We start from the raw sequence: 12,377 nt of genomic DNA, 5'->3' as shown, positions 1-12,377 counted from the left end.
GTCGGCAAATTTTTAGAAAAAATTAAAAAAAGATAGTTTTAATCTTGACAAGTAGGGGAAAACTTGATATCATATAAAAGTTGAGAAAAGCAGAAGTGAGAACTTCTCGCCTTGCGACTAACGTTGTCTGGCCCCTACGGATCAAATTTCAGAAATGAAATACAATCATGTAGTGCGGGTTTGCGTTAGCAAGTCCGCTCTTGTTTTTCTCTAAATTAAAAAAAGAGGTGAAAACCATAGCAAAGCAAGACTTATTCATCAATGATGAAATTCGTGTACGCGAAGTTCGCTTAATCGGTCTTGAAGGTGAGCAATTGGGTATCAAACCACTAAGCGAAGCGCAGGCACTTGCGGACGAAGCTAATGTGGACTTGGTTCTCATTCAACCTCAAGCTAAACCTCCTGTTGCGAAAATTATGGACTACGGTAAGTTCAAATTTGAGTACCAGAAGAAACAAAAAGAGCAACGCAAAAAACAAAGCGTTGTGACCGTGAAAGAAGTTCGTTTGAGCCCAGTTATTGACAAGGGTGATTTCGAAACTAAACTTCGCAATGCTCGCAAGTTCCTTGAAAAAGGAAACAAAGTGAAGGTATCCATTCGCTTTAAGGGGCGTATGATCACCCATAAAGAGATTGGTGCAAAAGTTTTAGCCGAGTTCGCTGAAGCAACTCAAGATATTGCTATCATTGAACAACGTGCTAAAATGGATGGACGCCAAATGTTCATGCAATTGGCGCCAGCAACTGACAAAAAATAATTGTCAGAAAGTTAAATAAAGGAGAAAAAATCATGCCAAAACAAAAAACACACCGCGCATCAGCTAAACGTTTCAAACGTACAGGTTCTGGTGGACTTAAACGTTTCCGTGCTTACACATCTCACCGTTTCCACGGAAAAACTAAAAAACAACGTCGTCATCTTCGTAAAGCATCTATGGTGCATTCAGGAGATTTCAAACGTATCAAAGCAATGCTTACTCGCTTGAAATAATCGCGTATTTGTAAGTAAACAATTCTAGGAAATATTTGGAGGAAATAAAACATGGCACGTGTTAAAGGTGGCGTTGTATCACGCAAACGTCGTAAACGTATTCTTAAATTAGCAAAAGGTTACTATGGAGCTAAACACATCTTGTTCCGTACTGCAAAAGAACAAGTAATGAACTCTTACTACTATGCATACCGTGACCGTCGTCAAAAGAAACGTGACTTCCGTAAATTGTGGATCACACGTATCAATGCGGCAGCTCGTTTGAACGGACTTTCATACTCACAATTGATGCATGGTTTGAAATTGGCTGAGATCGAAGTTAACCGTAAAATGCTTGCTGACTTGGCTGTTAACGATGCAGCAGCTTTCACAGCTCTTGCAGATGCAGCTAAAGCAAAACTTGGTAAATAATTATTCATAAGACTGGTGCAAGTTTGTCCCAGTCTTTTTTAAACAAAGGAGAAAAAAATGGCTTCAAAAATGCTACACACATGCTTGCGAGTAGAAAATCTTGAAAAATCAATCGCTTTTTATCAAGATGCTTTTGGATTTAAGGAATTGCGTCGCAAGGATTTTCCAGACTATGCTTTTACGATTGTTTATCTAGGTCTTGACGGTGATGATTATGAATTGGAGTTGACCTACAACTATGATCACGGACCTTATGTTGTCGGTGACGGTTTTGCTCACATCGCCCTAAGCACACCTGATCTTGAGGCTCTTCACAAAGAACATAGCGACAAAGGCTACGAAGTGACAGCGCCTAATGGACTTCCAGGGACTCAACCAAACTATTACTTTATCAAAGATCCAGATGGATACAAGGTAGAAGTGATTCGTGAAAATTCATTATAGTTCCTATCGAGTAGCTTGTATGCTACTCGTTTTTTTGAATTTTTAGTAGAATGAAAGAAAAAGAATGGCGTCAGGCATTCACTTAATTCAAAACCAAAAAAATGTACTCGTTCTTCTAATGAAGCTTTATTAAAGTGTGTAAGTCAAGGAAGAGAATTTAATCCAATAAATCCTTTGCTAGATCTCTATAATAGTGTTTCACTTTCTTACGCTGTTCCTTGTGGGGGAGAGGATTTAGCTAAGATTGTTGGTGACTTATGTCTTGATGAGCTCAGGGGAATGAATCCTTCTTTCCACTAGGGGCTGAAAGTGATGCTCCAGCATTAGCTGATGAAATGATTTATTTTGATGATCAGGGTGCGGTTTGTCGGTGTTTAAACTGGCGTGAAGCCCAAAGAACCATGTTAACAGAAGAAACCAAAGATGCTATTTTAGTCATTGAAGCTATCAATGAAGAGCAGGCATCACGAGCTCTAGAATCAATGCTAGAATTACATACTAAAATTGAGAAATATTTTGGTGTTATACTCAATGAAAATCAAAGAGCAAACTAGGAAGCTAGCTGCAGGCTGTACTTGAGTACCGCAAGGCGACGCTGACGTGGTTTGAATTTGATTTTCGAAGAGTATTAGTGGTAAGATCAGTCATTTGACAACCACAAATCCTATCCTAGAGGTAGAATAATGAATGGGAATCACGGTTAATTCAACTGTGGTTCTTTTTTCTACAAGGGGAGAAAGAAATTGTTTTTCTATTTTCTAAAATGGTATAATATAAGGAGAAAAAGGGAGGTGATAGCGAGTGATTGCACAACTTGATACAAAAACGGTTTATAGTTTCATGGAGAGTATGATTTCCATTCAGAAGTATGTTGACCAGGGGAAAGCATACGGCTACTCAGCACTTGGAATCATGGATGTTGACAATCTCTATGGAGCCTATTATTTTATCAAAGAGTGCCAAAAACAGGAGATTCAGCCTTTATTAGGTCTTGAGATGACCGTTCATCATGAGGAGGAACTTGTCAACCTTCGATTTTTAGCCTTGTCAAATCATGGTTATCGAAATCTCATGAAGCTTTCGAGTCAAAAAATGACAGGTAAAAAGGAATGGACTGATTTTTCTACCTATCTAGAAGATATTTGTGTTATTGTTCCCTATTATTCTGCAATTGATTCCTTGGACTTAGGGCATGACTATTATATCGGAGTGTATCCAGATACACCTCAGTCGAATTTTTCTCACTCCATTCTCCCACTTTATCGTGTTAATTCCTTCGAATCTGAGGATTTAGAAACGCTTCAAATGCTCAAGGCGATTAAGGAAAATGTGACCTTACGAGAGGTGGATGTTCAAGCGCAACAAGGCTTGTTTTTACCGGCTGACCGTCTAGAACAGATTTTTTTAGAGAAATTTCCACTCGCGCTTGAAAATCTTGCAAGATTAATCAAGGAAGCTTCCTATGAGATTGATAGTAGTCTCAAGCTTCCACGCTTCAATCCAGAGAGACCAGCTGTTGAAGAGTTGCGCGAAAGAGCTATTAAGGGCTTGGAACAGAAAGGCTTACTCGATTCAGTTTATCAGGCTCGTTTGGAAGAAGAACTATCTGTGATTCATGACATGGGATTCGATGACTATTTCTTGGTTGTCTGGGATCTCTTACGTTTTGGTCGTTCTCAGGGATATTATATGGGAATGGGACGTGGGTCTGCAGTTGGAAGTCTAGTGGCCTATGCCTTAAATATTACTGGTATTGATCCTGTAGCTAAGAATCTTATCTTTGAGCGCTTTTTAAATCGTGAACGCTATACCATGCCTGATATCGATATTGATATTCCTGATATCTATCGTCCTGAATTTATCCGCTATGTTCGTGACCGTTATGGTAGTATTCACGCTGCTCAGATAGTCACCTACTCGACTTTTGGTGCCAAACAGGCCATCCGAGATATTTTTAAACGGTATGGTGTTCCCGAGTACGAGTTGACATCCATAACCAAGAAAATTGGTTTCAAAGATACCTTGACAAGCGCCTATGAAGGGAATTTAGGCTTTAGACAACTGATTCAAGGTAAGATTGAGTACCAAAAGGCTTTCGTTATTGCCAAGAAAATAGAAGGAGCACCTCGTCAAACCTCCATTCATGCTGCTGGTGTGGTTATCAGTGATAAAAATCTAACGGACTATATTCCTCTTAAGTATGGTGAGGATATGCTCATTACCCAGTATGATGCTCATGGAGTCGAGGGAAATGGCTTGCTCAAGATGGATTTCTTGGGCTTACGAAACCTCACCTTCGCTCAAAAAATGAAGGAGCTCTTATTTGAAACTCAAGGAATTCAGCTAAGGATTGAGGATATTGACCTTGAGGATAGGGAAACTTTGGCTCTTTTTGCAGCTGGGAAGACCAAGGGAATCTTTCAGTTTGAACAACCTGGTGCTATTCGCTTATTAAAGCGCGTGAAGCCTGAAAGCTTTGAAGAAGTAGTGGCAACGACTTCCCTCAACAGACCGGGAGCGAGTGACTATATTGATAACTTTGTGGCTCGAAAACATGGTAAAGAAAAGGTAACAGTTCTGGACCCAGTTTTGGAAGATATTTTAGCTCCAACTTATGGCATTATGCTTTACCAAGAACAGGTTATGCAAGTGGCACAGCGTTACGCTGGTTTCAGCCTTGGGAAGGCCGACATTTTACGTCGTGCTATGGGGAAAAAGAATGCGGCCGAGATGCACCGAATGGAGGAGAGTTTTATCCAAGGTGCACTCGAAAAAGGTCATGGAAAAGAACAGGCTCAGCAGGTTTTTGCTGTCATGGAAAAATTTGCTGGTTATGGTTTCAACCGATCGCATGCTTATGCTTATGCGGCTTTAGCCTTCCAGCTTGCTTACTTTAAAACACATTACCCAGAAATCTTTTATCAAGTTATGCTCAACTATGCCAGTGGAGATTATATTCTCGATGCGCTTGAAATGGGTTTTGAACTAACACCACTCTCTATCAATACAATTCCGTATCAGGATAAATTGACAGACAGGACTATTTACTTGGGACTTAAGAGTATCAAGGGGATGCCTCGAGATTTTGCCTATTGGATTTTAGAGAATCGTCCTTTTAGTAGTGTCGAAGATTTTGTCACTCGCTTGCCTAAAAATTATCAGAAGTTGAGTCTTTTAACTCCCCTAGTCGAGATTGGTTTATTTGATAGTTTTGAAAAAAATCGCCAAAAAATCTTATCCAATTTACCTACTTTGTTTATTTTTGTGGAAGAATTGGGTAGTTTATTTGCAGATAATAGCTACAATTGGCTTGAGAGTGAGGATTTTACGCAAGTCGAAAAGTTTCGTAAGGAACAGGAGTGGCTTGGAGTCGGTATCAGTCCGCACCCCTTACTGATTTTAGCAAAGAATCCCCTCTATCCAATTGTGAGTTTGTCTGAACTATCTGAAGGACAGACAGCTACAGTACTCGTTGAGATAGAATCCATTCGTGTCATTCGTACTAAAAAAGGTGAAAACATGGCTTTTCTGAAAGTTAGTGATAGTAAAACGAAGCTTGAAGTCACAGTTTTTTCTGACCAGTATCGCCAATTTAAAAATCTCTTACATGAAGGAAGATTTTACTACCTTAATGGAAAAGTGCAGGCAAGAGACGGTCGCCTTCAGTTAGTATTAAATAATCTAAAAGAAGCAGTGAGTGAACGATTTTGGATTCAGGCTGCTGATCATGAACATGATTCTGAAATTTATCATATTTTAGAACAATACAAGGGACAAATTCCTGTCATCATTCGCTACGAAAATGAACAAAAAAATGTTCTTTTGCCGGGCTATTTTGTTGCAAAAGATGTTAGTTTGCAGGAAACTTTGAGTCAAATAACTATGAAAACGATTTATCGTTAAAAATCAATGAAAATAAAAGAATTTTAACTTTAATTATGGTATAATCAGTTAGAATGTTAAAAGAAAAAGGAGCAAAACCAAATGAAACGTATTGCTGTTTTGACTAGTGGTGGAGACGCCCCTGGTATGAATGCTGCCATCCGTGCAGTAGTTCGTCAAGCAATCTCAGAAGGAATGGAAGTTTTTGGTATCTATGATGGATACGCTGGTATGGTTGCTGGTGAGATTTATCCACTTGATGCTGCTTCAGTGGGAGACATCATTTCACGTGGTGGTACTTTCCTTCACTCTGCTCGTTATCCTGAGTTTGCAAAACTCGAAGGTCAACTTAAAGGGATTGAGCAGTTGAAAAAACACGGTATCGAAGGTGTCGTAGTTATCGGTGGTGACGGTTCTTATCACGGAGCTATGCGCTTGACTGAGCATGGATTCCCTGCTATCGGACTTCCAGGAACAATCGATAACGATATCGTAGGTACTGATTTCACAATCGGATTTGATACTGCAGTTACAACTGCAATGGATGCCATCGATAAGATTCGTGATACCTCATCAAGTCACCGTCGTACTTTCGTAGTTGAAGTTATGGGACGTAATGCTGGAGACATCGCTCTTTGGGCTGGTATCGCTACTGGTGCTGATGAAATTATTATCCCTGAAGAAGGCTTCAAGATGGAAGACATCGTAGCAAGTATCAAGGCTGGATATGAACATGGTAAGAAGCACAACATTATCGTTTTGGCAGAAGGTGTTATGTCAGCGGCAGAATTTGGTCAAAAACTAAAAGAAGCTGGAGATACAAGCGATCTTCGTGTAACTGAACTTGGTCACATCCAACGTGGTGGATCACCAACTGCTCGTGACCGTGTATTGGCGTCACGCATGGGTGCACATGCTGTTAAACTCCTTAAACAAGGAATCGGTGGTGTCGCTGTTGGTATTCGCAATGAGAAAATGGTTGAAAATCCAATTCTTGGAACTGCAGAAGAAGGAGCTTTATTTAGCCTAACAGCTGATGGTAAGATCGTTGTTAACAACCCTCACAAAGCTGATATTGAACTTTCTGCTTTAAACAAGAGCTTGTCTTAATCAACTTTAACTAAACTGGTAAAATGACCAAAAAAGGTCGAATTATATAAAGGAGTCACAAAAATCATGAACAAACGTGTAAAAATCGTTGCAACTTTGGGTCCTGCGGTAGAAATCCGCGGTGGTAAAAAATTTGGTGATGACGGATACTGGGGTGAAAAACTTGACGTTGAAGCTTCAGCTAAAAACATTGCCCAATTGATTGAAGCAGGAGCTAACACTTTCCGTTTCAACTTCTCACATGGTGACCACCAAGAACAAGGTGACCGTATGGCAACTGTTAAACTTGCGGAAAAACTTGCAGGTAAAAAAGTTGGTTTCCTTCTTGATACTAAAGGACCAGAAATCCGTACTGAATTGTTCGAAGGTGAAGCTAAAGAGTATTCATACAAAACTGGTGAAAAAATCCGTGTTGCAACTAAACAAGGAATCAAATCAACTCGTGAAGTGATTGCTTTGAACGTTGCAGGAGCACTTGATATCTATGATGATGTTGAAGTTGGTCGTCAAGTATTGGTTGACGATGGTAAACTTGGTCTTCGTGTTGTAGAAAAAGACGATGCAACTCGTGAATTTGTTGTTGAAGTTGAAAATGACGGTGTTATCGCTAAACAAAAAGGTGTAAACATCCCTAACACTAAAATTCCTTTCCCAGCTCTTGCTGAACGTGATAACGCTGATATCCGCTTCGGTTTGGAACAAGGTATCAACTTCATCGCGATCTCATTCGTACGTACTGCAAAAGACGTGAATGAAGTTCGTGCAATCTGTGAAGAAACTGGTAACGGTCACGTTCAATTGTTCGCTAAAATCGAAAACCAACAAGGTATCGATAACTTGGATGAAATCATTGAAGCTGCTGACGGTATCATGATCGCTCGTGGTGACATGGGTATCGAAGTACCATTTGAAATGGTTCCAGTTTACCAAAAAATGATCATTACTAAAGTGAATGCTGCTGGTAAAGTTGTTATCACTGCAACAAACATGCTTGAAACAATGACTGAAAAACCACGTGCAACTCGTTCAGAAGTATCAGACGTATTTAACGCTGTTATCGACGGAACTGACGCAACAATGCTTTCAGGTGAGTCAGCGAATGGTAAATACCCACTTGAGTCTGTTCGTACAATGGCAACTATCGATAAGAATGCTCAAACTCTTCTTAACGAATACGGACGTTTGAACTCAGATTCATTTGAACGTAACTCTAAGACAGAAGTTATGGCTTCAGCAGTTAAAGATGCTACAAATTCAATGGACATTAAATTGGTTGTAACTCTTACTAAGACTGGTCACACAGCACGTTTGATCTCTAAATACCGTCCAAATGCTGATATCTTGGCATTGACATTCGACGAATTGACAGAACGTGGATTGATGTTGAACTGGGGTGTTATCCCAATGTTGACAGAAGCTCCATCATCAACTGACGACATGTTTGAAATTGCTGAACGTAAAGCAGTTGAAGCAGGTCTTGTACAATCTGGTGACGATATCGTTATCGTTGCAGGTGTGCCACTTGGTGAAGCAGTTCGTACTAACACAATGCGTATCCGCACTGTACGTTAATCTAATATTAAAAAGCCTATCATATCAAGCTTTCTAGCTTGTGTGATAGGTCTTTTTTTTGTGACGAGGGGCAAAATATATCATTTTTATTTCAATGCTAAGGTATATAATACAGTTTGCCCTGTAACTTTTGCTGTAATTAGAGATAGCAATGGTCATCTTTGTATCTTTACGACTAAACCTAGCTAAGATTTTTTGGATAATAAGTCTATCAGTGTATGATTGAGGTTTGAGCTTTTTGCTGTTTGTGCAGAAAGAATTGCTAAAAGATAGGATTTAGTAGTGTTTAGGAAAATAAAAAAAGCTCTCTGGAAAAACCAGAAAGCCTGAGAGGCATCTCCATGTGAGAAACCGGTTCACACAATTTCTCAAGGTCCGCTCCTGCGTTATGACCTCCTTTGCTCAATAGTAGCTCTCGCTACATATCGACTCATCGCAAGTTTTATTCTACTATAAGGTCGAAAAAAAGTCAATAAAAAAGTTCCTATAAAAAGGAACTGTTAAACAATGCTAATTGCCGGGATCGAACCGGCGACCTCATCCTTACCATGGATGCGCTCTGCCTACTGAGCTAAATCAGCTTACTTAAAAAGTATACTATAGTTTCAAATCTTTGTCAATAAAATATTTTATTTAAAAGTAATCAGCTGTCAGTCAAACTAAAATGGCTTAAGAGAATATCCCTCAGCCATTTTATTCTAACCTAATTGATTTTGTTTTTTTTCTGGATTCCAGATAAAACTTGCGATAAAGCTAAAGATGATGGTAATAATCGCAACTAAGACAGCAAGAATCAGTGCTGGTATGCGAATAAACCACCACAAAGGATTTGGTTTTTTGTTATTGTGCCATTGTTTTGTTTCCTCATCTAGACGTTGGAATTCTGATTGGATACGTTCAGCAACCATCTCAATTCCTTCATCATTCATCTTCTTAATGTCCGAGATATCGATAGGATTTCCGAAGTTCATATCGACACGTTCACGACTGATGAGTCCTTTTAAGGTCATTGGGCCAGTGTAAGTAACTGGCATGATGCGAACCTTGGCCATTTTAGCAATCAGAGCTACGCCCCCTTTGACATCGTTAGAATGACGACTACCGCTTGGAAACATGATGAGAGATCGGTCGCTCTTTCTAAGAACGTTGATAGGGTATTTGATAGCCGAAGCGCTAGGATTCTCCCGATCAATAGGAAAGGCACCACACATACGAATCCACCAACCAAAGATTCGATTAGAGAACAGTTCCTTTTTAGCCATAAAGACAAATTGCTTTGGTTTGGTCGCAAATGCCATGTAGACAGGATCCCACCAAGTACGATGCGGAGCGACTAGGATATAGTTTTCATCTTGACTCGGAATTTTATCCGTATTATGATAATGAGCATTACCGTTGATAGACCAAAGGATCAACATAACGAGCCCACGAAGATAAGTATAAAACATGGTGTCTCCTTCAATTTTCTTTCTTTTATTATACCTTATGATACTAGGACAAGCAAATGTTTTTTTGTTTAGGCGGAATTGCTCTTCATATGAAATTAGAATTATTCAAAAAAAAATGATATGATAGAGATTATGGATAAAAATAAAATTATGGGCTTAAGCCAATCAGAAGTTAATGAACGTCAGAAACAGGGACAGGTCAATGATTTCAAAGCATCAGCTAGTACCAGTACTTGGCAGATTGTAAAACGAAATGTTTTTACTCTCTTCAATGCTTTGAACTTTGCTATTGCATTAGCGCTCGCTTTTGTTCAAGCCTGGAGCAACCTGGTTTTCTTTGCGGTTATCTGTTTTAATGCTTTTTCAGGAATTGTAACCGAGCTACGTGCCAAGCATATGGTTGATAAACTCAATCTCTTAAATAAAGAAAAGATTACGACTATTCGTGATGGACAAGAGATTACTTTAGACCCTGAAGAGCTTGTTTTGGATGATGTGATTCGCTTGTCTGCAGGGGATCAAATTCCAAGTGATGCGATTGTATTAGAAGGCTTTGCAGAAGTCAATGAAGCCATGTTAACGGGCGAGAGCGACTTGGTGCAAAAAGAAGTAGAAGACTTAATGCTGTCCGGTAGTTTTCTTGCCAGTGGTTCTGTCTTTGCTCGAGTTCATCATGTAGGAGCAGATAACTATGCAGCCAAACTCATGCTTGAAGCTAAGACAGTTAAACCGATCAACTCACGTATCATGAAATCACTTGATCAACTTGCAGGCTTTACTGGGAAAATCATCATTCCATTTGGAATTGCCCTCTTGCTTGAAGCTTTGGTCTTGAAAGGTTTACCACTGAAGTCTTCTGTAGTGAATTCATCTACAGCTCTTTTGGGAATGTTGCCTAAGGGGATTGCCCTCTTGACCATTACCTCTCTTTTAACCGCTGTTATCAAGCTTGGTTTGAAAAAGGTCTTGGTACAGGAGATGTACTCTGTTGAAACCCTAGCGCGCGTGGATATGCTCTGCTTGGATAAGACAGGTACCATCACCCAAGGGAAGATGCAGGTTGAGACTGTTCTTCCTCTGACCCAGGCTTATGACAAGGATGCTATTGCCAAAATATTAACTAGCTATATGGCAAACAGTGAAGATAAGAACCCAACAGCACAAGCTATTCGTCAACGTTTTCAAGGTCAAGTAACTTATCCGATGATTTCTAATCTTCCATTTTCAAGCGATCGTAAATGGGGAGCAATGGAGTTGGAAGGTCTTGGAACTGTTTTTCTAGGCGCACCGGAGATGTTGTTGGATGCTGAAGTTCCTGAGGCTAGAGAAGCTCTCGAACGAGGATCTCGTGTCTTAGTTCTGGCCCTCAGTCAAGAAAAACTTGATCACCACAAGCCACAAAAGCCATCTGATATTCAAGCCTTGGCTTTGCTTGAAATTCTAGATCCAATCCGAGAAGGGGCAGCTGAAACTCTAGACTATCTTCGTTCTCAGGAAGTGGGCCTGAAAATTATCTCTGGTGATAATCCAGTTACGGTTTCAAGTATTGCTCAAAAAGCTGGTTTTGCAGATTACCACAGCTATGTAGATTGTTCGAAGATCACGGACGAGGAATTGGTTGCCATGGCTGAGGAGACAGCGATTTTCGGACGTGTCTCTCCTCATCAAAAGAAACTGATCATCCAAACGTTGAAAAAAGCAGGTCATACTACAGCCATGACAGGAGACGGTGTCAATGATATTCTAGCTCTTCGTGAGGCAGACTGTTCCATCGTTATGGCTGAAGGAGATCCAGCGACTCGTCAGATTGCAAATCTGGTTCTCTTGAACTCAGACTTTAATGATGTTCCTGAGATTCTCTTTGAGGGTCGTCGTGTGGTTAATAATATTGCTCACATTGCTCCAATTTTCTTGATTAAGACCATCTATTCCTTCTTGTTGGCAATCATCTGTATTGCAAGTGCATTGTTGGGTCGTACTGAATGGATTTTGATTTTCCCATTCATTCCGATTCAGATTACCATGATTGACCAGTTTGTGGAAGGATTCCCACCGTTCGTATTGACCTTTGAGCGAAATATTAAGCCAGTCGAACAAAACTTCCTCAGAAAATCCATGCTCCGAGCACTACCAAGTGCCTTGATGGTAGTCTTTAGTGTTCTCTTTGTTAAAATTTTTGGAACAGGTCAAGGTTGGTCAGCAATTGAAATTTCGACACTTTTGTATTATCTATTGGCATCGATTGGTTTCATGTCTGTAGTTAGAGCTTGTTTGCCATTTAGTCTGTGGCGTGTTCTCTTGATTATTTGGTCAGTTGGTGGCTTCCTTGGAACAGCTCTATTTCCAAGAATTCAAAAATTACTTGAAATTTCAACACTGACAGAACAAACATTACCTGTCTATGGCATTATGATGGTCATCTTTGCTATCATTTTCATCCTGACAAGTCGTTATCAAACTAGAAAATAAAGAAAGGCTGCAATCCATGATTGCGGTCTTTTTAGGAGCAGGATTGCCAG

Annotated in this window: 9 protein-coding genes, 1 tRNA gene, 1 pseudogene and 1 other annotated feature; of the genes and pseudogenes, 9 read left to right on the top strand and 2 right to left on the bottom strand. The window is 39.9% G+C overall.

Annotated features, from left to right (window positions below; translation table 11 throughout):
- Positions 1-81 precede the first annotated feature (81 nt).
- Positions 82-212: a sequence feature (ribosomal protein L20 leader region), on the top strand.
- Between the two features lie 15 nt (positions 213-227).
- The 8 genes and pseudogenes from infC to pyk all read left to right on the top strand — a co-directional run bounded on the left by infC (position 228) and on the right by pyk (position 8,410).
- Positions 228-758 carry a translation initiation factor IF-3 gene (infC, locus tag RRU92_RS08455; protein ID WP_000848177.1) on the top strand — a complete coding sequence of 177 codons (531 nt, stop codon included), beginning with the start codon at positions 228-230 and terminating at the stop codon, positions 756-758.
- Between the two features lie 32 nt (positions 759-790).
- Entirely contained in the window at positions 791-991 is a 201-nt protein-coding gene (rpmI, locus tag RRU92_RS08450; RefSeq protein WP_001125942.1) for a 50S ribosomal protein L35, read from the top strand.
- A 51-nt stretch (positions 992-1,042) separates the two neighbouring features.
- Positions 1,043-1,402 carry a 50S ribosomal protein L20 gene (gene rplT, locus RRU92_RS08445; RefSeq protein WP_000124830.1) on the top strand — a complete coding sequence of 120 codons (360 nt, stop codon included), beginning with the start codon at positions 1,043-1,045 and terminating at the stop codon, positions 1,400-1,402.
- A 57-nt stretch (positions 1,403-1,459) separates the two neighbouring features.
- A complete protein-coding gene (locus RRU92_RS08440; protein WP_315639356.1) occupies positions 1,460-1,846 on the top strand; it encodes a VOC family protein in 387 nt (128 codons plus the stop codon).
- Positions 1,847-1,905: 59 nt separating this feature from the next.
- Positions 1,906-2,400 (top strand): annotated as a pseudogene (locus RRU92_RS08435) (B3/4 domain-containing protein); the annotation flags it as partial.
- Positions 2,401-2,647: 247 nt separating this feature from the next.
- Positions 2,648-5,749, top strand: a complete 3,102-nt coding sequence (locus RRU92_RS08430; RefSeq protein ID WP_315639355.1) for a DNA polymerase III subunit alpha — start codon at positions 2,648-2,650, stop codon at positions 5,747-5,749.
- Positions 5,750-5,830: 81 nt separating this feature from the next.
- Positions 5,831-6,838: a 6-phosphofructokinase gene (gene pfkA / locus RRU92_RS08425; RefSeq protein WP_075231570.1), complete on the top strand. Its 1,008-nt coding sequence runs from the start codon at positions 5,831-5,833 to the stop codon at positions 6,836-6,838.
- A 66-nt stretch (positions 6,839-6,904) separates the two neighbouring features.
- Positions 6,905-8,410 carry a pyruvate kinase gene (pyk, locus tag RRU92_RS08420; protein ID WP_014713116.1) on the top strand — a complete coding sequence of 502 codons (1,506 nt, stop codon included), beginning with the start codon at positions 6,905-6,907 and terminating at the stop codon, positions 8,408-8,410.
- 508 nt (positions 8,411-8,918) lie between these two features.
- Here the strand turns inward: pyk and RRU92_RS08415 are convergent.
- Both RRU92_RS08415 and RRU92_RS08410 read right to left on the bottom strand, forming a co-directional pair.
- Positions 8,919-8,991, bottom strand: a tRNA-Thr gene (locus tag RRU92_RS08415).
- 117 nt (positions 8,992-9,108) lie between these two features.
- The gene (locus tag RRU92_RS08410) at positions 9,109-9,858 is read right to left on the bottom strand and encodes a 1-acyl-sn-glycerol-3-phosphate acyltransferase (protein ID WP_315639354.1); all 750 of its coding nucleotides are present in this window, start codon (positions 9,856-9,858) and stop codon (positions 9,109-9,111) included.
- A gap of 132 nt (positions 9,859-9,990) precedes the next feature.
- On the opposite strand from RRU92_RS08410, the gene RRU92_RS08405 reads away from it, so the two are divergent.
- On the top strand, positions 9,991-12,327 hold the full coding sequence (locus RRU92_RS08405) for a cation-translocating P-type ATPase (protein WP_315639353.1): 2,337 nt from the start codon (positions 9,991-9,993) through the stop codon (positions 12,325-12,327).
- Positions 12,328-12,377 lie beyond the last annotated feature (50 nt).

Source organism: Streptococcus sp. DTU_2020_1001019_1_SI_AUS_MUR_006, from assembly GCF_032340315.1.
In the GTDB taxonomy this organism is placed as follows: domain Bacteria; phylum Bacillota; class Bacilli; order Lactobacillales; family Streptococcaceae; genus Streptococcus.
The sequence above is the reverse complement of the archived record's forward strand: the minus strand, read 5'-3'. Positions and strand labels throughout refer to the sequence as shown.